Annotated in this window: 20 protein-coding genes; 11 read left to right on the forward strand and 9 right to left on the reverse strand. The window is 43.6% G+C overall.

Features of this window, described 5'->3' with window-relative positions; genetic code table 11:
* Nucleotides 1-114: 114 nt before the first annotated feature.
* The 3 genes from F0228_RS00650 to F0228_RS00660 all read right to left on the reverse strand — a co-directional run bounded on the left by F0228_RS00650 (nucleotide 115) and on the right by F0228_RS00660 (nucleotide 4362).
* Entirely contained in the window at nucleotides 115-897 is a 783-nt protein-coding gene (locus F0228_RS00650) for a siderophore-interacting protein (protein WP_171761678.1), read from the reverse strand.
* Between the two features lie 200 nt (nucleotides 898-1097).
* Nucleotides 1098-2576, reverse strand: coding sequence for a peptide MFS transporter (locus F0228_RS00655; protein WP_081090286.1), 1479 nt, complete (start codon nucleotides 2574-2576; stop codon nucleotides 1098-1100).
* Nucleotides 2577-2991: 415 nt separating this feature from the next.
* Nucleotides 2992-4362 carry an L-serine ammonia-lyase gene (locus F0228_RS00660; protein WP_019820442.1) on the reverse strand — a complete coding sequence of 457 codons (1371 nt, stop codon included), beginning with the start codon at nucleotides 4360-4362 and terminating at the stop codon, nucleotides 2992-2994.
* A gap of 313 nt (nucleotides 4363-4675) precedes the next feature.
* Here F0228_RS00660 and F0228_RS00665 point away from each other — a divergent pair, with 313 nt between their 5' ends.
* Nucleotides 4676-5554 carry a YdcF family protein gene (locus F0228_RS00665; RefSeq protein ID WP_171761679.1) on the forward strand — a complete coding sequence of 293 codons (879 nt, stop codon included), beginning with the start codon at nucleotides 4676-4678 and terminating at the stop codon, nucleotides 5552-5554.
* Between the two features lie 4 nt (nucleotides 5555-5558).
* Here F0228_RS00665 and F0228_RS00670 read toward each other — a convergent pair whose 3' ends face one another.
* Together F0228_RS00670 and F0228_RS00675 are read right to left on the reverse strand one after the other, a co-directional pair.
* Nucleotides 5559-6236 carry a hypothetical protein gene (locus tag F0228_RS00670; RefSeq protein WP_116870858.1) on the reverse strand — a complete coding sequence of 226 codons (678 nt, stop codon included), beginning with the start codon at nucleotides 6234-6236 and terminating at the stop codon, nucleotides 5559-5561.
* Nucleotides 6237-6432: 196 nt separating this feature from the next.
* Complete coding sequence (locus F0228_RS00675) at nucleotides 6433-6696, reverse strand: DUF333 domain-containing protein (protein WP_061031205.1); 264 nt, start codon at nucleotides 6694-6696, stop codon at nucleotides 6433-6435.
* Nucleotides 6697-7064: 368 nt separating this feature from the next.
* Between F0228_RS00675 and F0228_RS00680 the strand changes: the two genes are divergently transcribed.
* The 7 genes from F0228_RS00680 (at nucleotide 7065) to F0228_RS00710 (ending at nucleotide 15534) form a co-directional block, all read left to right on the forward strand.
* On the forward strand, nucleotides 7065-7583 hold the full coding sequence (locus F0228_RS00680) for an NUDIX hydrolase (protein WP_171761680.1): 519 nt from the start codon (nucleotides 7065-7067) through the stop codon (nucleotides 7581-7583).
* 563 nt (nucleotides 7584-8146) lie between these two features.
* Nucleotides 8147-10258 carry an LruC domain-containing protein gene (locus F0228_RS00685; RefSeq protein ID WP_061031202.1) on the forward strand — a complete coding sequence of 704 codons (2112 nt, stop codon included), beginning with the start codon at nucleotides 8147-8149 and terminating at the stop codon, nucleotides 10256-10258.
* A gap of 13 nt (nucleotides 10259-10271) precedes the next feature.
* On the forward strand, nucleotides 10272-10784 hold the full coding sequence (locus tag F0228_RS00690; protein ID WP_171761681.1) for a hypothetical protein: 513 nt from the start codon (nucleotides 10272-10274) through the stop codon (nucleotides 10782-10784).
* A 232-nt stretch (nucleotides 10785-11016) separates the two neighbouring features.
* Nucleotides 11017-12780 carry an ABC transporter ATP-binding protein gene (locus F0228_RS00695; RefSeq protein WP_171761682.1) on the forward strand — a complete coding sequence of 588 codons (1764 nt, stop codon included), beginning with the start codon at nucleotides 11017-11019 and terminating at the stop codon, nucleotides 12778-12780.
* Nucleotides 12774-14558 (forward strand): ABC transporter ATP-binding protein, encoded by a 1785-nt coding sequence (locus F0228_RS00700; protein WP_171761683.1) that lies wholly within the window; start codon nucleotides 12774-12776, stop codon nucleotides 14556-14558. The genes F0228_RS00695 and F0228_RS00700 overlap by 7 nt, the downstream gene beginning before the upstream one ends.
* A gap of 227 nt (nucleotides 14559-14785) precedes the next feature.
* Nucleotides 14786-15052, forward strand: coding sequence for a hypothetical protein (locus F0228_RS00705; protein ID WP_061031198.1), 267 nt, complete (start codon nucleotides 14786-14788; stop codon nucleotides 15050-15052).
* A 47-nt stretch (nucleotides 15053-15099) separates the two neighbouring features.
* Nucleotides 15100-15534, forward strand: a complete 435-nt coding sequence (locus tag F0228_RS00710) for a hypothetical protein (RefSeq protein ID WP_116870853.1) — start codon at nucleotides 15100-15102, stop codon at nucleotides 15532-15534.
* Between the two features lie 83 nt (nucleotides 15535-15617).
* On the opposite strand, the gene F0228_RS00715 is transcribed toward F0228_RS00710, so the two are convergent.
* Nucleotides 15618-16133: a cytochrome b/b6 domain-containing protein gene (locus F0228_RS00715; RefSeq protein WP_116871534.1), complete on the reverse strand. Its 516-nt coding sequence runs from the start codon at nucleotides 16131-16133 to the stop codon at nucleotides 15618-15620.
* Between the two features lie 276 nt (nucleotides 16134-16409).
* On the opposite strand from F0228_RS00715, the gene F0228_RS00720 reads away from it, so the two are divergent.
* Nucleotides 16410-17249 carry a hypothetical protein gene (locus F0228_RS00720; protein ID WP_008217164.1) on the forward strand — a complete coding sequence of 280 codons (840 nt, stop codon included), beginning with the start codon at nucleotides 16410-16412 and terminating at the stop codon, nucleotides 17247-17249.
* 143 nt (nucleotides 17250-17392) lie between these two features.
* Nucleotides 17393-18649, forward strand: coding sequence for a peptidoglycan DD-metalloendopeptidase family protein (locus tag F0228_RS00725; protein WP_171731827.1), 1257 nt, complete (start codon nucleotides 17393-17395; stop codon nucleotides 18647-18649).
* Nucleotides 18650-18748: 99 nt separating this feature from the next.
* On the opposite strand, the gene F0228_RS00730 is transcribed toward F0228_RS00725, so the two are convergent.
* Nucleotides 18749-19069: a heavy metal-binding domain-containing protein gene (locus F0228_RS00730; RefSeq protein ID WP_004730185.1), complete on the reverse strand. Its 321-nt coding sequence runs from the start codon at nucleotides 19067-19069 to the stop codon at nucleotides 18749-18751.
* Between the two features lie 45 nt (nucleotides 19070-19114).
* Nucleotides 19115-20041: a LysR substrate-binding domain-containing protein gene (locus tag F0228_RS00735; protein WP_171761684.1), complete on the reverse strand. Its 927-nt coding sequence runs from the start codon at nucleotides 20039-20041 to the stop codon at nucleotides 19115-19117.
* 91 nt (nucleotides 20042-20132) lie between these two features.
* Here F0228_RS00735 and F0228_RS00740 point away from each other — a divergent pair, with 91 nt between their 5' ends.
* Nucleotides 20133-21143, forward strand: a complete 1011-nt coding sequence (locus F0228_RS00740) for a DMT family transporter (RefSeq protein WP_171761685.1) — start codon at nucleotides 20133-20135, stop codon at nucleotides 21141-21143.
* A gap of 17 nt (nucleotides 21144-21160) precedes the next feature.
* On the opposite strand, the gene F0228_RS00745 is transcribed toward F0228_RS00740, so the two are convergent.
* Nucleotides 21161-24175, reverse strand: a complete 3015-nt coding sequence (locus F0228_RS00745; protein ID WP_171761686.1) for an HD domain-containing phosphohydrolase — start codon at nucleotides 24173-24175, stop codon at nucleotides 21161-21163.
* Nucleotides 24176-24276 lie beyond the last annotated feature (101 nt).

Genomic DNA, 24276 nt, shown 5'->3' on the forward strand with positions numbered 1-24276 from the left:
TTTGAGAGATAGAAAATGCTCTCTGGCATTAGAAAGTAAAACGCCCTGAACGATGGATTGATCGTTAAGGGCGTTTTCTTATTTGGTCTTGAGGCAGGCTACGTGGTGATTGACCTAGTTTGCGAGAGCTTGAGCATCTTGTTGCTTGATTACCTTATGCCCATCTTCACTGACGCCACGTTTCCAGTAGCTACTGATGTAGATGTTCTCTTTTGCGACTTCTTTTTCGTTTCTGAAGTACTGTCTGAGTTCACGCATGCTTTCAAATTCACACGCTGTCCATACTGAAACCTGACCGTCTAACCACGTTAAGCTGCGAACCGTTTGGGATAGTGTTTCTGATGTTTCATCTTCAATTAGCCAAGTGATCTTGATGCCTTCAGGGGCTTCTAGCTCTTGCTTGTCTGCTGCTGAATTGATCTGGATAACAGCGTGCCCTGTTGCGTCTTCTGGCAGTGTTTTTACTTTTGCGGAGAGCGCAGGGAGTGAAGTCATATCTGCCACTAAGAAGAACCAATCTGACTCTAGGTTCAGCCCCTGAATTAAACCTGGGCCAGCCACTGAAATAGTATCACCAACTTGTGCGCTCATTGCCCATCTCGCAGCAAAGCCACATTGAAGATCTTTAGTGATATGGCGAACGAAATCGACTTCGATGAACTTCTCTACAGGATTGTAGTGGCGAATGGTGTAGGTGCGCATGGTTGGACGCTCACCTTCATTTAATTGACTCAAGTCGGTGGTGCCTAGTGGCGAGAATAGTAGCTTGATGTAGCCGCCTACACATTCAGCAGGGTACTTACTTAATCCCTCACCGCTAAACGTAATACGCTGCATGTTTGGAGTAATGGTTGAGGTTTGAGTAACGGTTAATGTGATAGGGCTAGGCTTGCTCATATAAGGCTCTCTTAGATTTTGATGCCCACATAATAATCTCGAACCAGAAAACACTCAATACTAATAATTATCATTTACTATAATTTACATAATGAAAATCCAAAGGTGAGATTTTTTATAAATCATTAAAAATATAGACAAAAAAGCCCTTCAGAAAACTGAAGGGCTTGATGGGTTAGGTCGGTTGAACGTGAGAGTAGTTAGCTGTTAGCTTGTTCTAGTTCAATCGTTTCATCAGCGGCTTTTGCTGCTTCTAGCATCTTACGAATAATGAAAGATGCACCCATTGCAATACCTACCATTACTACCGCAAGAACAGTCAGCATTTGGAAGTAGTCGCCGTAAACTGTTTGAACGATCTCTTGTGTGATCTCTTGACCTTTCTCTAGTGCAATTGACGTTGAGAATACCGCGCCAACGATACCTGATAGTGCGATTGCTACAGAGAATAAGCTTACAGAGAAGTTCTCGATGTGCTTAGGTGCCACAGACAGGATGAACGCCACTACCATAGAGCCCACAATTACTTCACCGAATGCTAGGAAGAAATGGATCGCTAGGAATACTTCAGGACGAATCAGAACGTCTTCACCAACGGTAGTCACTGCCATCGTCAGGATACCAAAAGCGATAGCCGTCAGGATGAAAGAGAAACCTACTTTCGTTGCTGTAGAGAAGTTGATGTTTTTCTTTTCTAGGCTAGAGAAGATACCGGCGATGATAGGGCCAGCCACCATACACCATAGTGGGTTCATTGCCATTGATGCTTCTGGTGCAACAGGAATGAAGCCAAATAGATCACCACGCATGGTGTTGATTGCCACCATTGTCATCGATGTCATCATTTGGCCGTAGTACACGAAGAAACATGTAGTCAGGAATGTGATGATTAAGATCGTGCCCATTTTCAGCATGTCTGATTTCTTTGATTTCACCATCAAAGAGACAAAGTAGATAATAGCTGCAGCACCGATCGCGTAAACGATGTTTTGGCCAATATCCATGTTAGAGAACATGAAAAATACTAAGCCGATCATTGCTGCAGATAAGCCTAGGAAAGCAGCCCAGTTTTTAGTGCTTACTGGTTGCTGGTCGATCTCAGCACTTGCTTCAACAAGGCCTTTACGGACAAACAACATCATCAGTAGTGCCGCGCCTGCTAGAACAGCAGACAGAAGGAAGCCACCGTGGAAGCCAACAACAAGCACTAGCATTGGGAACAGATATTGACCTAGTAGAGCACCAATATTGTTTACTGAGTAGTTGATAGGGTAGCAGTTTTCAAAATCTTCTTGTGTTTTGAACGTGCGTTTGTAGAGACTTGGGTAGGAAGGAGACATCAAACCACGTGCATAACTTGCTAACGCAATACCACACAATGCCATAGGAACATTGGTTGCTGCTGCGCCGAGTACCAGTAAAACGTAACCACTCGCGAATCCTAGGAAAGCGATAGTTAGAGATCGGTAAGCACCTAAGAATTTGTCGGCGATGAAACCACCGGCAATAGCAAACAGCGGTCCGATTGCAGAGAAAGCACCAACCACCATCATGGTGTCGGCTTCGTTGTAGTTCAGGTCCTCAAGGAAGAAACGAGTCAAGATCACCATGACGCCATAGAACGAAAGTCCAAACATCATTTGGCAGAACATCATTGATTTGTTTAATCTATTCCACATTATTTTATTCTCACATTAGTATTAATATGTAGTGTAATTGCCCAATTATAATACCATTGATAGTAATACATAAACTGAAACATCTATCCCAAACCGGACTTTGCTCGATATATCTTTTCTTATGAGTACATTCATATTTTTCATGAATGAAATTTGCAATGTTAGATTTTGCTAGTGGATGTATGATTGTGTGAAAATTAGTCGGTTTCATTTGTGGCTAAGTAATGAACTATTAAAGGAAAAATTAGCGAGATTCATTCGGTAAATGCTTTTAAGTGAGTATCACTTTCAATTGCCGGTTGGGTTCGAGCCAATAAAAAAGCCAGCTTGGTGGCTGGCTTTGTTTTGATATTGAAAACTAAGTTTACAAGAATGACCCTTCTACAAGGGCATTGTGAACTCGTGTTCTTGTCTGCTATTCACACGGTGGCGCCATGTGGATCACCGCTAAGCCGCCTAACGACGTTTCTCGGTACTTCTTGTTCATGTCTTTACCTGTTTGGTACATGGTCTCGATAACTTTGTCTAACGAGATAAGACATTTACTCGTACGTTTTAGTGCCATACGTGATGCGTTGATCGCCTTCATTGCGCCCATCGCATTACGCTCAATGCATGGTACTTGAACCAGTCCGCCAATTGGGTCACAGGTCATACCCAGTGAGTGCTCCATCGCGATCTCAGCTGCGATACAGATTTGCTCGTTACTGCCACCACGAAGGGCCGTTAAGCCAGCCGCTGCCATTGAAGAAGATACGCCAACTTCACCTTGGCAGCCTACCTCTGCACCTGAAATAGACGCATTGGTTTTGTATAGAATACCGATGGCGCCAGATACCGCTAAAAAGTCTTTGAGCTGTTTGGTATCCAGTTCTTTGATGAAACGATGGTAGTACATTAATACTGCAGGAATAACGCCAGCCGCACCGTTGGTTGGCGATGTGACCACTTGGCCACCAGCTGCATTTTCTTCACTTACGGCAAAGGCAAATAGGTTAATCCAATCCATGATCTCCATTGGATCGTTCTCAATCGAGGCATTCGCTTCAAGTTTTTTCAAAAGAGCGGGTGCTCGACGTGTGACTTCAAGGCCACCATCTAGGATACCTTCAGTATCAAAACCACGCTGCATACACAGTGACATCACCTTCCAGATTTGATCTGCTTTTTGGTCAATGGCTTCCATATCTTGGAAGGATACTTCGTTGCGTAGGATTAATCCGCCAAGGCTCATTCCATTCTTATCAGCGAGCTCAAGGAGTTGGTCAGCAGATGAGAAAGGGAATTCAACTTGGGTTTCAGACTCTTGTTTGCCGTTTTGCAGCTCATCTGCAGTTGCGATGAAACCACCACCTATCGAGTAGTAGGTTTCCATATCCAAAAGTTTACCGCTCGCATCAAACGCAGAGATTGTCATACCGTTTTCATGAAGCGGCAGATTGGTTTTGTGAAAGAGCAAGTCGCTCTCTACATCGAAGTGAATCTCATGGTGACCACTCACCATAAGAGACTTGTCTTCAATCGCTTTGCGCATTGCTAGATTAGCACTGGTTATTTTGATGGTATCAGGGCGGTTGCCAAGTAGACCTAACAGGGTTGCTCGGTCAGTGTGGTGGCCGATACCTGTTAATGATAGTGAGCCGTATAAGTCGATTTGAATACGGGTAACTTGGTCAAGTACAGATTCAATCTTTTGGGTAAAATTAAACCCTGCGATCATTGGTCCATTTGTATGGGAGCTAGAAGGCCCAACCCCAATTTTATAGATATCAAAAATAGACAGCATAGTAACTTCCTGTGAAGACGGTTCGATGGACGAACTCTGTGTAAAATTTGTATTTTGTTCGTTTCACTTATATGTGTGAAAGCGTTCTCTGTTTAAAACTAAAACTAACGCTAACCAGCGTAGCCCTGTGGACCCTATGATCGTGCTATTGTGCTTTTAAGCTGCACTTTGATTGTCGAGTACCTTATGGTGTTGCTTTGCAATAGTGAGCATTATTGCGAGCAACTTATAAGAATTTCAAAATACTTTTGTTCACAAGTATTGTATACATAATTCACTCCATCTAATCCCCAAAACGAGACTTGAACATAAAATGAGCATTAATAACCTCCTTATTGTGCTGGGTAAACGGCTTAATGAGAATGAATTGACTGAGGAAGGAATCAGTCGAGTTGATGCTTTGGTGAAGTATCTGGCGGAGTCCTTGAACGCAGAGCGTCGCTCGTCTACAGCGGTCGCTTTTTGTGGTGGGGTAACCAAAGGGCAGAGTGTTTCGGAAGCCGATGCGATGCACCGATACTTTCGAGAGTTGGAAAGCCTCCGCGAAGTCCCGTTTACTCTGGGAGCGATTTTATTAGAGCAGCATTCAACCAATACTGTAGAAAACATCCAAAATTTAGCTGCTGAGATGATAGAGAGTGGTCTGTTTACTCGTGGGCAAGGTGTAAAGATAACGTTTGTGTCGAATGACTATCACTTGCAACGAATCTTTGAGATTCAAACGCTAATGGACGAGCAAGGTTTGCTCAAAGTTCTCATTGAAAAGTGTTCGGCGCTTGGCGTAGAACTGCAGATAGATCGCAAGTTGGAGGCTCATGTTGCAGTCCCATATCCTCACCAAACGACTCAAGGTCAGCTGTTTTTATTGATGGATGTGCTTACAACGTACCGAGTGTATCTCGAAGGAGTATGTGCCGGAGCGTTTAAGCGAGATTTGAAGATGGTGAGGTCGGAGCCAGAAAGGCTTTCCTTGGAAGCCTTGGCGAAAGCAAAAGGCTTAGTCGGAAGTTCACCTAAGTTTAGTATTGTGGAAAGTCTGCTTCCGGTATTGGAAGGCTGTATTCGAGGTACTCCAATAGGTACGGATATAAAAAAAGTCAGGGAGTACCTAGCGTTACTAGATACCAACCTAACTTTTCTGAATCGATTGTTAGACCCTGAATCGGATCATACGCATCGCTGGTGGCGATAAATCGTTATTTTTTTCTGGTGATGGCAAGAACTGTTTTTAGGCTAGCAAACGCAATTAAGCAGTAGGCGAGTAGTTCTGTGCCTTCTTCTGCAATGTTTTTAACGGCGCGAACGTAATCATCGCCCATCACATTGTGCCAAAAGCTACCCATACCGAATAGGCGGGAGAATACTAACAGTAACATTACGCCTGTCACTAACAGGTTCATGTGCGGAGAAGCCAAAATAAGGGCAAGTTGATCGATAGTGCGCTTGCCGTTTTTTACAGCATAAAAAATAGCGCTACCAGCAACTAGCGCAGCAGGAACAACCCATGCACCGTGTGCGATCTTATCGAACCAAAAATCCATTTCACGAATGAACAGTACAGCGAAGAAGGCGCTAATGAGAGCCGCAGCGTGTTTTACTTCACATCTCTTTCTCGCTAGGTAAGCAAAAGAACCTGAAGTTACGATAAGTAGCAGCTGTTGCAACATCTCTGTCACTGAGATCTCACCAACATTTCCGTTCAACAATACAAAATCAATTCTTAGCGCTAAGTTAGCAATAATACCAATAGCGAGAACGACTAAAGCGGTTTGGCAACGCTTGTAGATCACTTGAGAGGTCGATTGAGAAAGGCTGAACTCAGGGAGTTCAAAAGACATGTGAGTTTGCTCTTCCGTTTTAGATTGGTTTTTCATTTCAATTCAACCTGTAAATATTTGTAACAGGCCGGCATTCTATCTGTTTGGAATTTGACAATGTCAGAGAAATGTCATTAATAAAACAGTGTACAATTGGTGTGTATATACGGTAAACCGCTGCCAATTGGCAGCCAGTTTACGTAATTGGTTGAATTAAAGAGGGGAAGGGATTGGTGGGTATCAGAGTGGAGCGCTATTCACTTTTAGCTTCTGAGTCTTGCTCATGATTATTTCGGTAATATTCCCATTGCTCAATACGTTCACCGTCATCAAAAACACAATAAGTGGTGCGTTGATTGTTTTCTGTGACCGTGTCTAATTCGCCATCCTGTTGAACACAATAAACGGCCGCTGGATTAGCGACTGAAACACGTTGGCCTTCGCTATACTCTGCATAGTCGTTTGCACAACCACCTAATACAACGGCAAATACAGCCATCAAACCAATTTTCTTCATGTTTATCTCCTACGTGATAACTCTATAGTTGAATACGTTAAGTTCTACAGAACCCAATTAGAAGCTCTATCAAATGAGTATATTTTAGATTTCAGAAAAGGTTGTTCTAATTTGGTCAAGATATTGAAATAGGTTGATATTTCGCCATGTTTAGCTGCTTTTTGAGGGCTAGATCAAGCTAAGCTAGCCGGGCGATAGAAGGGCATGAATTGTTGAGTGAAGGCTTTTCAGAGGCTATGTGATGTTTTCTTGCTTTATCGGCTATGAGGTACAAAGTTAGAAGGCGTGTTGATGTGAACCGCTATGAACCTCGAATCTATGAATGATTATGATATGATGCCGCCAAATTCAGTTGAGCAGTTAGAGCCATGAGACACCTAAAAACCACCATTCACCCAGATATCGATCACCTAGATAACAAAACAGTTTATAAGCGTAATGCCGCCAGAGCGATTGTCTTAGATGGTGAAGATATTCTGATGCTTTATACCGAGCGTTACCACGACTACACCATCCCTGGTGGTGGTTTAGATGAAGGCGAAGATGTGATTGCGGGCATGGTCCGAGAGCTTGAAGAAGAGACGGGTGCAAAGAACATTCATGGCATTAAGCCGTTTGGAATTTTTGAAGAGTTTCGCCCTTGGTACAAAGATGATGCAGATATCATGCATATGATTTCTTACTGCTATTCCTGCAAGATCGATCGTGAACTTGGTGAGACGGCTTACGAAGATTACGAAGTTAAAAACGGAATGAAGCCTGTGTGGATGAACATCCATGAAGCGATTGCTCATAATGAAAAGACGATGGCCGAAAGTCCTAAAAAGGGTATGAGCATTGAGCGCGAGACGTTTTTGTTGCATTTGATCGCAAAAGAAATACTTTAATCTCACCCAAGCTTATATTGCAGCAATAGCACAGCAGTAATTGTTCCGCTGTAACTGCACTGCAGCCGACATTGATCTTTGAGCTGTTTAATTTCACCCCGGCATTTAAACAGTTCATTGTTAGTGCTTTCAGTCATCCAACTTTGTTTATAATCAACAGCCATTATTTCTCCAGTTTCTCGCAGTTTGAACAACATGTTTAATCGCTTGGAGTCTAATTCTCACACTCCTTTCAATGACAAGTTGTCAAGTTGACTCATTCCCTCATCAAATTGATTCCTATTTTGAAGAAAGTGTTTTTTTACTCTTGAACTTAATAAGTCTGTAGAAAAATAAATGCCCACTTTCAATGCTTTAGGTTTATTTTTTAAGTATTCAAAAACTTGGCTCTTCTCTTGCTTCATTGTCTTATGCAACTCGTTTTGTCGGCACCAAAATAAAAAAGTAAACATCCTTTGTCTCGTAGCATCAGATTTTAGGGACACATTTATTTAGCTTTGCCGTTCAGAGTTTACGTACTTTTCAAGGAAATCGCCTAAGCGAAGAAGAAGTCGAGGTTAACTATGAAATACAAGCAAATTATTTATCTCATCGGAGCAATAGTTAGTGTCCCGGTCCACGCAACCATAGTGGACTTGGATTTTTCAAATCACATAGAATCAACAAACGGCAGTAGCAGTTGGGCAGGGCCGACCTACGATGGCGCCTCCATGCACTTCCTCAATGTCGGTACACACAATGGAAAGACCATTGATGCTAAGGTATCCAGTAGCGTATTTGGTGATGCGACATTTGTGTTTCATGCACCTAATTACAAAGTCGGCGCAACACAACCGTCAGGCGATATTGGTTTCCTCTATCAAACTAACTCAGCCGGTTCTGCAGGTTTGATTTATACCTTTGAGTTCTTTGACGGAACAGATGGTCTATCAGGTACTTTCTCGGTCCCTTACACCATTCCTGAATTTGAAATGATCGGTTATGACATTGATGGTGAGCCCGTTCAGTCAGAGCAAGTTCGTGTATTTAAAAGCGAAGGTTTTTACAGTTATCAGCTAGGGAGCGCGAGTGCCAGTTTGACTGCTGAAGAGAGTGCTGATGGCAATTCAGTTCTCTTCACCGGACCAGGTACTAATTATTCTGAAACCGATACGTCAGGTGCGGTTAAATTTACCTACAAAAATACCTCTATAGTTACCCTCCAGTTTGAAACTGTTACTACCAGTGGCAGTGGTTTCCCTAATCCAATCTTTTCAGCGTTTGATGGTAACTGGGATTTAAGTGGTTTTACTAATCCGATAGAGAGTTCCGACGAGTCTGATTTCGGCGATGCGCCGGATACCTATGGAACATTACAAGCAAGCAACGGTGCGGAGCATGCTGTTTCTTCAACGCTCTATCTCGGGGCTAATATCGATGCTGATTCTGACGGACAACCGGGCGCCTTATCAAACGGTGATGACTTGGATGTTGACGGGAATGATGACGACGGTATTACGCTACTAACTAACTTAGAAATTGGGTTGGATAGTCTCATTAACGTTAACGTTGTGGGTAATGGTTACCTACAAGCTTGGGCTGACTGGGACTTGAGTGGTACTTTCGATGATGATGAACAAATCTTGAAAAACCATTCGGTTGTTGAAGGGGGCCAAGTGGTTCCAATTCGAGTGGCTGATGATGCGAGTGTGGGGACTGTACAAACACGTTTCCGTCTAGCGAGCAGCCCTAACATCCCAAGTGATGGTTACGTTGGTGACGGGGAAGTCGAGGATTACGTGTTCAACGTGACTGATCCGGGTACCACAATTCAACATTCTAACTACTACACTGCAGCGTTCGAAGATAACTGGCCTGAAGTGGGTGACTTCGATTTAAACGATGTTGTTGTTTATTACCGAACCACCATTCTGAGTAAAGACGATGCTGTATTGCGTATGGATATCAGCGGTAGCATCATGGCCTACGGTGCCTCTTATGGTAACGGCTTAGGTTGGAAATTGAGTGGCTTTGATGAGTCGGATGTCGACTTACAGACCGCCAGAGTGCAGAAAAACGGCGCAACTCGTGTGAATATCTCACCGTTTACGGGCGAAGATAAATCGGTTGCATCGCCAGGAGGTGACCTTGTTGTTGTCGCTTCGTTGAACTTAAAAAATGATATCCCGATTAACGATGAGTGTATGTTCCACCGTACCAACCCATCTTGTAATCCGTCTCTTGAGTCTGACCAAATGACGTTCAGTATCTCACTACCGTTTAACGACGACGATCAACCAACGGTAAGCTCACTTCTACCATTGAGTGGTTTCGACCCGTTCATCTTTGGTCCAGGTGAAGGCTATTACCATGGCTCTAGTTTTACTGGCTCTCCGGGTAAAGATCTTGAAATTCACACAGCGGATCTTCCACCAACGTCACGTGGTACGTTAGTAAGCGACTTTTACGGTGTGGCACAAGATGATTCAGACCCAAGTAGTGGAAAATACTACAGAACTACGCAAAACATGCCTTGGGGTATTTTGATTTCATCTCCTTGGAATCACCCATCCGAGTACATTGATATCAGTGAAGCGTTCCCAGACTTTGCAGAATGGGCGACGTCTGGCGGTTCTTCTAAACCGACTTGGTATCTAAACCCTAACTCAGACAAAACTTGGTCTACTGAAGATTAATCAAGGAGGATTTATGAAACTATCAAAACTAATGCTAAGTAGTGTGACTCTTGTCTTCCTTGCTGCGTGTGGCGGAGGCGGCGGTGGTGGTGGCTCTACCACATCAGCTCCAAGCTCTGTCCCACCAGCGGATGATTCTTCATCAGGCAACTCGTCATCTGCTAATAACACAGTGACGTCTAGCGTCGCGCCTGCGGCACAAGTGTTGAGCTCGGTCGAGCTGACCATACCGGAAGGCTTTGATTTCTCAACTGAGAGGGAAGTCGCTGTGACGGTCGATGTCGCAAGTTCACAAAGTTCGCGGGGCTTTATGAGCTTGTACACTGAGTTTGATGGGGACGTTGTCGACTACACCTCACAAGTGTTAAGAATGCCTATTAATGAAGACACTGACTTTTCAACAACGCTATTGTTGCCCAACCATGTTGATAAAGTTTGGGTCGAAGTGTGGTACCCATCAGCATTGGGTAGCGAGGTGAGAAACTCATATAGCATAGAAAATGATAAAGTGGATGTGCTTCTTTAAAGTCATTACTGGATTGGAGCCTTAGCTTTTAATTATCACTTCTAATACCTTTGCCGCCATTATTTGGCGGCAAAGTTGTTTCTACAATACGAAAAATGAATAGCGATGACGAATTATTGAATGTGGTTGATATTGTCAACTAAGTATTTTTGATGTATCTTTGCCATATCGTGAAGTGCTTTCTAAGCAAAATCACCAAATAGCTATACGCCTGCCCTCAATAAAGAATGTTATGAATAAAAGACAGTTTATTGCCCATTACTTGCGCATGAATCGCACCTCGTACTTACTTGCGGTTGTGTTCATTTTTCTCGTTAACTGGTTACAAGTAGAAATCCCTCGTTATATTCAATTGGCAATAGACCTGATTGATGACGCCTCTTCAAGTGGACATCAACAGTTGCAGTCCTATGTGTGGATTGTCGTTGGTATGTCGGTTGCTATGGTCGTTGTTAGGATTCTGTCTCGCATTTACGCGCTTAACCCCGGGCGAATTACAGAAGCTTCACTTAAGACCACTCTTCTACGAAAACTGAATCGCTTGCCAAACAGCTTTCACAAGCGCTTTGCTTCTGGCCGTTTAATCTCAATCATCAACAATGACCTAAGTGGTATTCGTTTGATGTTTGGTGTTGGCTTTCTGCAATTCTTTAATGCGTTGCTCGCTCTATCGCTAACGCCGCTATACATGTGGCGTATATCGCCAGAACTAACCCTGTATTCGATCATTCCGATTTCAATTGCATTTGTTATCTTTAGAGTCGGCTTTAAGCGTATGAAAACACTTCATTTAGAGCATATGAAGCGCCTTCAAAACTTGTCTGCGCAACTGATGAGTTATCTGTCTGGGATTGATCTGATTAAAAGCCAGCAGATGTCACCTTGGGTAAAAGCGGAGACTGAGAAGCTGAATCAGTTGTTACTTGAATGCCGCCTTAAAATCACGCGTATCCAAGTCTTCTTTATGCCGGTTCTCGATTACGCCAATGACCTAATGAAAATCATTATTCTAGGTCTAGGTGGTTTTATGTTGATGAGACAGGAACTGACTCTTGGTGAAATCACAGCATTCCTAACTTACTCAGTTTTGCTCGCCATGCCGCTGATGCAATTAGGACGAATCGCGACGATTTATCAGCGTGGCATGGTAGGTATTCAAAGCGCCCAGACTATTCTTAATGCCAAAATACCAGAGTTGGATGAGCAGAAACTGTCTGAGCTCGATGTGGAATCCTTAAAAGGAAAAACGTTCTCTGTTCGTAACCTTAGCTTTAGCTATCCGGGCGAGGAGCGTCTGATTCTGGATGACATCAGTTTTGATATTCCCGCGGGGAAGAAAGTCGGTGTGTTAGGTGGTATCGGTGCGGGCAAAACGACGTTGGTGAACTGTTTGAACCATCACTTAGACACTCCACAAGGTTCAGTACTGCTTGGTGAGAGAGATATCACTAGCTTCTCGCGTAGCGATTTACGTCGTTACGTTAAAACCGTCACCCAAGACCCGTATTTGTTTTCTGCAACTGTTGAAGCGAATATTCGTTTTGGTAGCGCCGATACCGAGCTAGCAAAAAGCCAGGTTGATGAAGTGTTAGAGCTTAGCCAACTAGCCAGTGATGTGACGCGCTTTGAGCAGGGCGACCAAACTTTAGTCGGTGAGAAGGGCATTATGTTGTCAGGGGGACAAAAACAGCGCCTGAGCATTGCTCGTGCTCTATTACAACCAACCGATCTCATCATTATGGATAACGTTCTGTCTGCCGTTGACTACGAGACAGAGAGAAAAATCTTAGAAGGCCTATTCAAACGATTGGAAAATCAGTCGGTTCTTGTCGTCTCGCATCGTGTTAATGCACTTGAATATATGGATGAAGTTATCGTGTTGAATGAAGGAAAAGTGATTGCTAAGGGCGACCATAAAACCCTACTGAAAACTTGCGATTACTACTACGAGACATGGCTACTACAGCAAAATGAAACGGAGGCAGCAGCATGTTAAAAGGTGTTGACCTCAAGTACCTCAAGCATTTCTTTAAGTTTGCTAAGAAATACAAAGGCTCGGCGATTTTGGGCATTGCGATGCTTCCGCTTTCTGTCATCACAAGCTTGTTGTTCCCTTGGTTGATTATTCAAGTGATCGACGTTCAGTTGAGTCATGGTGATATGGACGGGCTATTAGAATACGTTTTCTACCTCGTTGCTGTACTAATCGTCAGTTATGTCGTGGATACCACTTACGCATATAACCTACGTAAAACAGGTCAATACACGATTACTGACATGCGCTCAGTTCTGTTTGCTCGTGTTTTGAAATTGCCACGCAGCTACTTTGACAATACACCAATCGGTGTCACGCTCTCGCGTCTAACCAGTGATTTAGAAACCATCGGTGAGACGTTTGTTCAGTCGGTTGTCGGTTTGGTAAAAGACAGTATTAACACCATTGCGCTGCTGGTCATGATGTTCTTAATTGATTGGAAGCTGACGCTGATCGTATTGATCATCATGCCTCCGGTCATGTATCTGACTGTACATGTTAGAAATCGACTTCGTGCTCTGTATAAGGTGACTCGTTCGTCACTGGCTCAAGGTATTGGCTTCTTGCAAGAAGTGCTGTTTGGTATGAAAACCGTACAGATGTACCGAGCAGAAGAGCAAGTCGAACAACGTTACCAAGGCTATACCGACGAGTTTTTGAGAGCGCAGAAAAAGATCAATAAATACGACGCTATTCTGTTCTCATTCATTTCTGGTATCACATCCATCACCATCGCGGTAATGATTTGGTACGGTTCTGAGCAAGTGATAGAAGGGGCGCTCACCTTGGGTGTGCTGATTGCGTTCATCAACACCTTAGAAAAAGTGTTCGTGCCGATCCGAGATTTTACTTCGCAAATTGCATCAATTCAGAGCTCATTTGCCGCGTTCGACCATATCGAAGAGTTGTTTGTTGAACCGACCGAAGAAGAGGGGCGTAACTTACTGCCATCAGAGCAGGTTGCTAAACCGTTAGAGCAGTTTGAAAGCCTTGAGTTTAAGAACGTAAGCTTCCGCTACAAAGGCGATGCTCCGCACGTTCTAAAGAATGTCTCGTTTGTATTGGAGAAAGGGCATCAAATCGCACTGGTGGGCTCTACAGGCTCAGGTAAGTCAACGATTCTGCGTTTGATCTCGAAAACCTACCAAGACTATGAAGGCAGCATACTGCTGAATGGCATTGAGCTGTCGCAGATCTCTAGTGAAGACTCGGTACACCTGTTCTCGATGATGATGCAAGATGTGCATTTATTCGAAGAGACGATTGCTTTCAATATAGCACTAGGTAAAGAACATTTATCAAGTACCGAGATTGAGCAGGCGGCGCGTTATGTTTATGCCGATAAATTTATTGAGCAGCTGCCTCAAGGCTATGGCTTCCAACTAGATAAGAACGGGGCAAATCTATCGGTTGGACAAACTCAGCTTATCTCGTTTGCAAGAGCCGTTGCTCAAGGGGGACAACTGATGATGCTGGATGAGGCAACCAGTTCGGTAGATTCGATTACCGAGGATCTCATTCAAAAAGCGATGCAGCGTCTGTTCAAAGAGAAAACCGTGATTGCGATTGCCCACCGTTTGAGTACTGTTCGTCACTCAGACACCATTTTGGTGTTGGAAAAGGGGGAAATTGTTGAGCAAGGTAATCATCAACAACTGGTGGCGCACAATGGTATTTATGCTGGCTTGTTACAAGAATCGATTGTAGAAACTGGCGATTCTCAAGCTACGGTAGCCTAATTGCCTAAAATCAGGCTGTAGCTTTCAATAAGACGAATTGGTCTTGTCTATGCTTCACCAATTTGTTTTCTAATATTCCCAGTAGGTTAGGGAAATTAAACATATTTTTCGATTATTAATATGTTATGATCTCCCTACTACTAAATGGGTGTCTTTGGGCATCGGGATGTATGCGAGCAAATTTACGTGCTTGTGTCAGTCACTTTCTGGCGAATATGGAATCGAAAATGTTGTTGGAAGAAGTTGTAGAAATCATTGAATTAACCGACTCAGACCATTTATCTCATGCAATGGACCTGTTTAACGAGCATGGCTTTGTTTCCGCAGAGCATTTACCTTTCATGTCGGTGGTTTTTGAAACCGCACCTGAGCATCTAGCGAAGAAACTGTCGCAAATTGGCTTCAAAGGTTTAGTGCAAGTAGAGAAAAGTGAAGACGCAACTGGCTTCGTGATCGTTGACGCTGAACGAGCTCAGCTTAGCAAAAGCGCGTAATCAGAAACGCTCAATAATATCCGTTATGACAATTTGAGGTTAACACAGTGACAACAGCTACCGTTTCAGCAACAGAGCAACAGATCTCCAATGAACATGCACTTTTGGGTGCATCGTTACTAGCGGCCCAAAAAGTAGAGTTGGCGCTGTTTAATGTGATCTCTAAATTATCAAAAACCTTGTCAAAAGATGCTCAGAAAGAGCTAGGTTTAGACCTAGATACTTTTTTGAGAGAGAAGGCGAGCCACCAAGAAGCAACGCTCAGCTTGTATGAGAAGACGTTCGGTGAACAACTAACGCTGAAAAAAAACGAACTTAGCGATTTTATTTATCATAGAAACGTAGTGACTCGCAGTTTCTGGCGAGTGACTGGTGCTGATGTTAAGGGCGGCGAGAAGCTAGCTAACCCTGAACTCTACCTAAAAGAGTTTCTTGCTAAATGTGAATACTGGCAAGTGATGCTGGATAACCAATCCAATTAATCACGCCGAAAAAGAAAGCCATAGCAGAAGTGCTATGGCTTTTTTGTTGGTCGAGCTTTAAGTCCAAAGTCTCACAGTATTATTTAAATCATCATTTTTAATACATAGTTCTTAGAGACGAAGTGGTGTTTAAGTGCTGCGCTAATATGTAAAACAATCAAACAAGCTAGGGCAATACAACTGGCACGATGTAAATAAAAGAAGAAGCTGTTGATTGCTGGGTTGCTAATTAGGTTTTCGACTGTGGTTAGCCAGAATAATGAGTATGGCTGTTCCAGCATCAAATAACCTGTACTGAACACCATAAACATGGCGAGGTACATTAAAGAGTGAGCTAGCTTAGCCACACACTTTTGCCCCTCTGGTATTGATGTCGGCATGCTTGGAGAAGAGCGAAAGTGGCTCCAGATATAACGAACCATGAGCAATGGTGTCGCAACGGTCGCCAATGACATGTTAAGTACAGATAAGAATGAAAACAGCTCTGGATGACTGGTCACATAGTGCATCACATAACCTGCGATTGTGGCATAAATGATTACAGAAGCCATTACCCAGTGCAGTACACGGCTTACTAAATCGTATCTTGGATTATTCAAATTAACCTCGCTCTGATCGTTATTAATATAAGTTTCATCTCGATGCAATAAATCAAATGACTCTATATTCGCATCGCGAATTAATTATATAGAACAGTATTACTTGGTATTTTTATAATTTAGAAATTAATGATGTTGCTTCAGGTGTTTTATAATTATCAATGATGTTTTAGAGTGTTAATTCCAATATGGATAAGGCAAACTTGCCGACTTCCTAGCTTGTATGCCTATAACGAGATACAGTTAGGTTAAAGCTAAATATATAAGGATTGTATAATGCTTCGAATCTTATTGATTGCAGTTATCTCAGTGTTCAGCACGATGAGTTTTGCAAGCGAAGAAAATAAATACTCGGATCAAGAGTATTTGGATAGACCCTTGATGGAACGTTATATCTTGGATGAGTTGAAGCAGCTGAGAATCGAACAGCAGGATCTTGAAAGACGTCTCACCATTCAGATGACCGATCGCGAGCTCGCAGTAGCAGATAAGTCGCTCAACTACGCCAATGTTACCGTAACGTATTTCTTCTATATCATTGCTGGTGTTGCTTCGTTAATTGCACTGGTTGGTTGGCAGTCGCTCAAAGAGTTAAAACACACCACTAAAGAGATGGCAGATCGACGACTCAACGACATTGCACAAGACTATGAGAAGAAGTTTAATGTTCTAGAGAGGGATCTTAAACGCAAAACCAGAATCATTTCAGAGAACAACCGAGAAATCGAAATCATCAATGAGATCCACAATCTATGGTTAAGGGCGCAAAATGCGCAAACCGCGGAACAGAAAATTGAAATTTATGATGAGATTTTGAAGGTTCGTCCCGGGGATTTGGAAGCATTAACCTACAAAGCGGACGCAGCAATGGATATTCAAGAGTACCATTGGGCGATGAGCTTATGTAATCGCGTGTTAGAGGTGGATGACCAGAACGCTCATGCTCTGTATCAGCGGGCGTGTGCTTACGCAAGGTTAGGGGCGGAAGGACAAGCTATTGACGACCTAGAACGCTCTGTCGAAGCCAGTGGCTCAATGCGAGAGTTGTTGGCTGAAGAACCGGACTTCGAAATGCTTCGAGGCTTAGAGCGTTTTGAGGCGCTTCGTGAAGAATAAAGCTTTGATGCTATGGTGGGTTTCTTAAGCCCACCATATTTTTGTGCTTCCAAAAGAACGGTTTCTTACATTTCGTTTGTTTTTTTGATTTGATTGTTATGTTATAACACTTTTTAAGTTCCTTGTTATAACTGCTAATTTTTATGAAGTACCTCCGCATTATCCTGATTGTTGTTGCGATCAGTGCATTTTCACTTGCCGCTTTGCTCTCTTTCCATCCGGAACCGGAAAAAGAAATTTCAATAAAAGTAACGCCTTATCAAGAACTACACATGGACGGTGAGGAACAGGCGCACCCACAAGCTAATTCGAGCTCATTGATCAAAATTCACTACTTTGTAAAAGTAGGGGACACACTGAGTAACATATTCGAATCGTGGAATCTGCCTTATGAAACGGTTCATAAAGTAATGGAAGCGGATCTTGAATCCTTGAAACTCGATACAATAAAACCCGGTGACCACTTAGAGCTGCTTTTAGATAGTGACTCCAAACAGCTTGTTGAGTTGGTGTTCCACGAAAGTCTGGTTGAGCAAGCTGCCTTTACTCGAAATGATGATGGGAGCTTCACCTATAAATTCCACGAGATACCAGGCGAATGGAAAGAAAAACTCTATGCGGGCAGTGTTCATGGTAGCTTTTCAACATCGGCATACAAAGCGGGGCTTACAACGGCTCAGATAGCCAATATTACTCGTACGCTGAAAGATAAAGTTAACTTCGCTCGTGAGCTTAGAGCCGGTGACAGCTTCAATGTATTGGTCAAAGAGCAGTACACAGACAATCACTTAACGGGAAAAACAGAAGTTCAAGGCATCTCCATTCAATTAAGAAACCGAGAAGTAGCAGCGTTTTTAGCGCCAGATGGCCTTTTTTATGACAGAGAGGGTAACAGTCTAGAGCAAGCCTTCGATAGATACCCTGTCGACAGAAAGTTCCGAAGAATTACCTCATCGTTCAACCCGAAACGAAGACACCCTGTGACAGGCCGAATCTCGCCGCACAATGGTACTGACTTTGCGACGCCAGTGGGCGCTCCGGTATATTCAACGGGTGACGGCCGGGTTGTAGCGCTTCGTGACCACCCTTATGCCGGTAAATACTTGGTGATTGAACACAACAGCGTATACACCACTCGTTATCTTCATTTGAGCCGCTTTTTAGTTAAGAAAGGGCAGCAAATTAAACGAGGTCAGAAAATTGCGCTATCGGGTGCAACGGGGCGTATCACTGGTCCTCACTTGCATTTTGAGGTGTTGGTTCGTGGTCGAGCCGTTGATGCGATGAAGGCGAATTTACCGATGGCAAGTTCGATTATGCCGAAAGATAGAAAAGAGTTTTTGGCTCGAATCGCTTCTTTTGATGCCATGATCTCTGAGCCAGCAGGTCGTGCGAGTTAGAGATATTCAAACCTAACCTAGCAACGCATACAAAAACGCCCCTTAGCTAGTGATTTAGCTAAGAGGCGTTTTTATAGGTAATCACGACTTAGCGAGTAATTAAGCTACTACTACCGCTGTGCCGCTGGCTGATACCATTAGCATGCCGTTACCTGTTCCAAGTACTTCGTAATCAATATCGACACCGACCACTGCATTTGCACCAGCTTCAATGGCTTTCTGTTCCAGCTCTTTGAATGCATAGTTACGGGCTTTTTCGAGTTCCTTTTCGTAGGTGCCAGAGCGCCCACCAACAAAATCACGAATGCCAGAAAACATATCCTTGAATACGTTCACCCCTAAGATAGCTTCTCCGGCAATAACTCCTTTGTAGTCGACAATGCGTTTACCTTCGACAGATTGTGTGGTGGTAATGATCATAATGGCCTCTTGTAAGTAACGGTTCTATTGGACGTTGTCGTTATTCTATTCTTGTGTTGTATCGCTAAGTGTCATGTCTGAATTGGCAAATTCATGCCTTAACCATGTTCTCAGTTGTAGCACACTTTCTTGTTTTAACTTGTTTTTTGGGCAAACAAAATAGAAATCTTGATGTGGGTTAGCAACGGGGGCACCAAGCTCAACCAGCATGCCGTGGCTAATGTCATCTTTTACAAACAAGCGATGGGTGACTAATACACCTAGTGAACGAATCGCGGCTTGTACCGCTTGAATCGACACATCAAACGTTAGGTTGCTGTGAAAATTTGGCATCGGGATTTGGTAATGATCACACCACACTTGCCAGTCGTGTTTTCGCCTCGGGTTAAAGACACCAATCGTGGAGTTTTGCTCAACAAGCTTTTTGACGCTTAAATTCTCATTACTTTTGAGGAGCGCAGGGCTACACACCAACACCAGATCATCATCGCCCAGTTTTTCGCTGTAACACCGCTCCCACTCATTGGGCTTGCCATGTACAAGAGCAATATCAACCCCTTCTTGTTCAATATCGAAAGGGCCTGTTAGTGTCGAAATTCGAATATCAAGTGATGGAGCAAAAGATTGAAAGTCAGAGACTCGAGGGATCCACCAGTGCATTGCAAGCGAATTCACCATATTGAGGGTAATGCGATGGTCATTGGGCGTCCTTGCTAGTTCTTCAGTCGCCTCTATCACTTGCTCCAATGCAGGAGCGACCTTTCGGTAATAACGTTTACCAGCGGCATTAAGGACAACACGGCGACCTACTCGCTGAAACAGAGGTCTATTGACCTGTTGTTCTAAAGACTTAATGGCTTGGCTTACTGCAGAGTGGCTGACATACAACACACGAGCGGCATCGGTCATGCTGCCAGTTTCTGCGACAGCAATGAAAGCGTAAACGGATTTAAGCGGAACGAGCTTTTTCATTGGTAAGTTTTCCTTACAGTTATGGTTAATATTACTCGCTATTTTTAATGACGTCACGCTTCTAAAATAGACAGCATAGGAGGTGATAATTATGTCTGATATTACCAAGGCAACGACTTTCATGTTGTTGTCTACGTTCAGTTTGTCTTTAAGCGGTTTAGTAGCGAAGTATTTATCGGAAGCGATGCCTATTTCATTACTGAGCTTTGTGCGTTTCTTCTTACCTAGCTTGCTCATATTCTTGTTTCTTATCTTTTCTAAAATCAGCAGGCCGACAGGAAGTATGTGGAAGCCACTGGTCATGCGGGCGATATTCATGGTGGCATGTCAGTGGTGTTTTCTTACGTCGTTACAAACTTTAACGCTGGTGGAAGGTGTGGTGCTATTTAGTACTGGGCCGCTATTTATTCCTTTGTTAGAAAAGTTAATGTTTGGAACTAAAATTCATACAACAACCATATTTTGTTTAGCGATAACCTTTGTTGGTGTTGTGATGATGGCTGGGGATTGGTCGCAGTTTAAATTTGGCTCTGAGTTCTTGAGGCCTGAATTGTTGCTTGGTTTGTTGGCCGGACTATTCAACTCAGCGTCACAAGTGAGTTTGTATCGCGCCTCTAAAACTAGTCTCACGCCTGCAGAACTTAACGCTTGGACGTTTTTAGTTGCAGCAATATTGGTTATCCCGATGTTGGTATTCACCTCAGTACAAGGCGTTTCTGGAGTGCAGGCAGACTCAAGTATTCTTAATACTTTACAGACGGTTGACCAAATCGGCTGGATTGGAATCGGGGCATTTGGATTAGCGCTATGTACTGTTAATACACAGATCTTCCGTTCGAAGGCTTACAAGCTTGCAGAAAGTGGTTCTCAACTGGCTCCGTTAATTTTCACCAACATGTTGTTTAGTGCACTGTGGCAAGGTGTGTTCTTTGATGATGTATTTTCTACTCAGCAGTTGGTCGGTATTAATCTGATTGTCGCTGCGAGCATCACAAACACCTTGTTAGCGAAAAAGTACAGTAAAGCTGGGCAAGCAGCCAAGCCGACGAGCAGTTCCAAAGAAAGCTCGATGTTGGGTTTGCAGCCAATAGTTAAGCGCTAAACCTTGTCAGTAACGGTTTAAAAAAGTGAGCGAATATACTCTTTTACTTTTTCGATGTGTTTCGTTTCATCGATATCGCATCGTTGGCTTAACTCAAGGAATTGCTCGGCGTATTTGTCGTAGATTTTGTTTTCTAGAAACAGTAAATAGAGTTTAGGGTCGATATGGCCGTTGGTGGCCATGTCGGTCATGATATTGAGCGATTCACTGAGCAGCTTGCCTTTTTTATACGGACGATCGCTCGAAGTCAGAGCTTCAAATACGTCAGCAATTGCCATGGCTCTCGACGGAAGAGGTAACTGGTCTTCGTTCAATCCTCTTGGGTAGCCCTTACCATCAATGCGTTCATGATGCCCACTGGCAATTTCGGGAATATTTTGCAGGTAAGGTGGGTATGGGATCTTGTTTAACATGGTGAAGGTCTGAATGATGTGGTCATTAATCATGAAGCGTTCTTCTTCGTTGAGAGTGCCACGATTGACCTTCAAATTATGCAGTTCACCTTGGTTGTATTTGACTTCTCCCGGCTTAAGAACAAAATCTTCTTGCCACAATTCTGCTGGGTTAAAGCCGTTATCCCATGGGATCTTGTGTTCTGGCTTATCTGCAAGCAGTGGTTCCATCACTGGTAATGTCTGTTCACTGTTATCTGGTGCAGAATCGGCAGATTGCGACGATTTCTGCCACGAGTTGTACCTCTCTTTTTCAGCCCAAGATATTCCAAGTTGATCATCTAACGTTCGTTTCCATTGACGCTTGGCTATTTGGTCCAATCGTTCTAACTGTTCTTGTGTCATTGATTCTCCGCCAAGGTTGCACTGAGCAACAAAGGCAAACTCTTCATCGAGGTCGGAAAGGGTTTGTCCTAGGATCTGTAGCTGCTCTTCTTGAAGTCCACCATTCGCCATCGCTTTCCAGTAGTCAGTTTCGGCTTGTTGTTTGAGTAGTTCAAATCGCATACGAACTTCGTGGATTCGGTCGTAAATGGTCTCAAGTTTGGTTGCTTTGTCTACCACATACTCTGGGGTGGTGACTTTCCCACAGTCATGTAACCACGCGGCTAACATCAACTCTTCCCACTGTTTGTTGTCCAGAGAGAACTGAGGGTAATAACGGTCGTCATCGATAGTCGCTTGGGTTAACCATTTGGTCAGCTCGGGTACTCGTTGGCAGTGACCGCCAGTGTATGGGGATTTGGTATCAATCGCAGAGGCGATCAGTTCAATAAAGGCGTTGAGCATGTCTTTCTGTTGCTGCATTTGATCAATGTTGTCTTTGGCTATCTCTGCAAAGCTCAATAACTCTCTTAAAAAGGCGTGTTTATCTGCTTGAGCTTTGGTAATCGGTCTTTCATAGCCAATCGCCACAATACCAACCAACAGTTTTTCGCGGTTCAATAATGGGAACAAGTACAGGTCTGAGTTGAAGATAGAGTCTTGATAATAGTTGAGTACATTGTCTTCTCGATTTAAGTGGATGGTCTCTCCTGACTTGAGTTTGCACAGTAACCAAGGTGTATGTTTGATGAAGTCATTGATGTCTGCTTTAAAGGGAATGATCGCTAGGTTGGCGGCGGTATCAAATACATCTTTCTCTTCTGATTGAGTAAACAGCACAATGGTTTCGGCTTTGGTTATCAAATAGCTTTGGTGAGCGATGTTCTTGGCAAGTATCGAGAACTCCTGATTCCCTGCTGTGTCTCGCAGCAAGTTGATGAGGTCATGAAGCGTGTGTTCCATTAATTCGATGGAGTGGGCGAGGTTAGCGACCTCTTTAATCATGCTCTTCGGATAATGGGTACGACGGAAATCGAACCGAGCGATGTTATCGGTAAGCTGCATCAAGGTATTGAGTGGCTGGGATAGACGATTAGCAACCAACCACACGATACCAAAGCAGATAAACAACATCCCAATCGCGACGGCGACTTGTTTGTCACGCATCGAAATGAGGTCAGAAAGCAGTTCATTGTGTGGTGTCGCTTCTGCCAAATAGAGGGTCACGTTTTGGGTGAGCTCAACCGGAGTTAAGGTCAGTGCCCATGTGTTCAGGTTGTACTCGACGTTTTTGAGATTGAGGTTAAACTTTTCCTCATCTGAGATTAGCGGCCCCAATACTGAAGATTTTAACGCTTCCATTTGCTCTCGTTTGGGGATGTTGAAAAAGCTCTGCTCCTGCTCACTACCAGAGAGTTTTCCTGCGCCATTTACATTATTAGTACCGTCATGGTTAGCTTGGAAGGTGAGGTTAGAGGTCGTTAAATCCAGTTGATGCTGACCCAGAAGGTTAAAGTGTTGGTCAAATAGAGCCAGTCTGGTCTGCGGAGAGTAGGCCAGCTCACTGATCTGAGAAGAGAGAGAACTCAGCGTGAAGTCGGCGCCTACCACGTGCTTGCCATCAGCTGAACGCCTAGACAGTGTAATGCCATTGGTTTTAAGGAAATAAAAAAGATAGGGCTCGGATAGGTGGATTGAACCATCGGGCTTTGCATTGCGATACCAAGTACGAGTCGTTGGGTTAAATTTACTCTCGCTTTGCACCGTGCTGATGACCTGATGCGCACCATCGAGGTAGGTAATAAAGTTCTCACCATCCAAATTAGTGCTACTGACCATCATGGTCGCTTTGGCAGGGGCATTATTTTCGGCCCTTTGTTTATTGGTGCTCAAGGGGCGGAATATTCTAAAGTCGCCATCCTCCGAGCCATAGAAGAGCGCGACTAAATTAGCATTCTGTTTGAAGATGATATCGACTGATGCTAGCCAAGACTCCTTCTCGGTAGAGGAGCTTTGTTGATTAACAAACGGACTGACCGCCATCACATTCAATGTGGTAATGACCGGGGCTATCGCTTGTTTGAACACCGACTCTAGCTTGTCACGGTGCTCATTACTGACCTCGCGAACGGTTCCCAGTAGCAACTCTTGAGAATGCCGATAGCTTATTGATATCAAAACTGCACCGACAAACGTTGTCAAAATTAGGAAAAGGCTAGTGATGTGGATACTCAGCGGATAACGTCTTCGTCTCATCTAACACTCCAGCGTGTGAACTGGTTTAAGTATTGACGAACTTGGGTAGGTTGCAAAAAAATTGGCTCAATTACCAGGCTTGCACGTAGCCATGATTATGA

The organism is Vibrio sp. 99K-1, from assembly GCF_013114585.1.
Classification (GTDB): Bacteria; Pseudomonadota; Gammaproteobacteria; order Enterobacterales; family Vibrionaceae; genus Vibrio; species Vibrio chagasii_B.

Bases quoted from the DNA above. Each gene is read 5' to 3' on its own strand.
- F0228_RS00650 (WP_171761678.1), bottom strand. From the start codon at position 897: ATGAGCAAGCCTAGCCCTATCACATTAACCGTTACTCAAACCTCAACC.
- F0228_RS00695 (WP_171761682.1), top strand. From the start codon at position 11,017: ATGAATAAAAGACAGTTTATTGCCCATTACTTGCGCATGAATCGCACC.
- F0228_RS00705 (WP_061031198.1), top strand. From the start codon at position 14,786: ATGTTGTTGGAAGAAGTTGTAGAAATCATTGAATTAACCGACTCAGAC.
- F0228_RS00655 (WP_081090286.1), bottom strand. From the start codon at position 2,576: ATGTGGAATAGATTAAACAAATCAATGATGTTCTGCCAAATGATGTTT.
- F0228_RS00690 (WP_171761681.1), top strand. From the start codon at position 10,272: ATGAAACTATCAAAACTAATGCTAAGTAGTGTGACTCTTGTCTTCCTT.
- F0228_RS00665 (WP_171761679.1), top strand. From the start codon at position 4,676: ATGAGCATTAATAACCTCCTTATTGTGCTGGGTAAACGGCTTAATGAG.
- F0228_RS00745 (WP_171761686.1), bottom strand. From the start codon at position 24,175: ATGAGACGAAGACGTTATCCGCTGAGTATCCACATCACTAGCCTTTTC.
- F0228_RS00685 (WP_061031202.1), top strand. From the start codon at position 8,147: ATGAAATACAAGCAAATTATTTATCTCATCGGAGCAATAGTTAGTGTC.
- F0228_RS00675 (WP_061031205.1), bottom strand. From the start codon at position 6,696: ATGAAGAAAATTGGTTTGATGGCTGTATTTGCCGTTGTATTAGGTGGT.
- F0228_RS00740 (WP_171761685.1), top strand. From the start codon at position 20,133: ATGTCTGATATTACCAAGGCAACGACTTTCATGTTGTTGTCTACGTTC.
- F0228_RS00725 (WP_171731827.1), top strand. From the start codon at position 17,393: ATGAAGTACCTCCGCATTATCCTGATTGTTGTTGCGATCAGTGCATTT.
- F0228_RS00730 (WP_004730185.1), bottom strand. From the start codon at position 19,069: ATGATCATTACCACCACACAATCTGTCGAAGGTAAACGCATTGTCGAC.
- F0228_RS00700 (WP_171761683.1), top strand. From the start codon at position 12,774: ATGTTAAAAGGTGTTGACCTCAAGTACCTCAAGCATTTCTTTAAGTTT.
- F0228_RS00670 (WP_116870858.1), bottom strand. From the start codon at position 6,236: ATGAAAAACCAATCTAAAACGGAAGAGCAAACTCACATGTCTTTTGAA.
- F0228_RS00680 (WP_171761680.1), top strand. From the start codon at position 7,065: ATGAGACACCTAAAAACCACCATTCACCCAGATATCGATCACCTAGAT.
- F0228_RS00720 (WP_008217164.1), top strand. From the start codon at position 16,410: ATGCTTCGAATCTTATTGATTGCAGTTATCTCAGTGTTCAGCACGATG.
- F0228_RS00735 (WP_171761684.1), bottom strand. From the start codon at position 20,041: ATGAAAAAGCTCGTTCCGCTTAAATCCGTTTACGCTTTCATTGCTGTC.
- F0228_RS00660 (WP_019820442.1), bottom strand. From the start codon at position 4,362: ATGCTGTCTATTTTTGATATCTATAAAATTGGGGTTGGGCCTTCTAGC.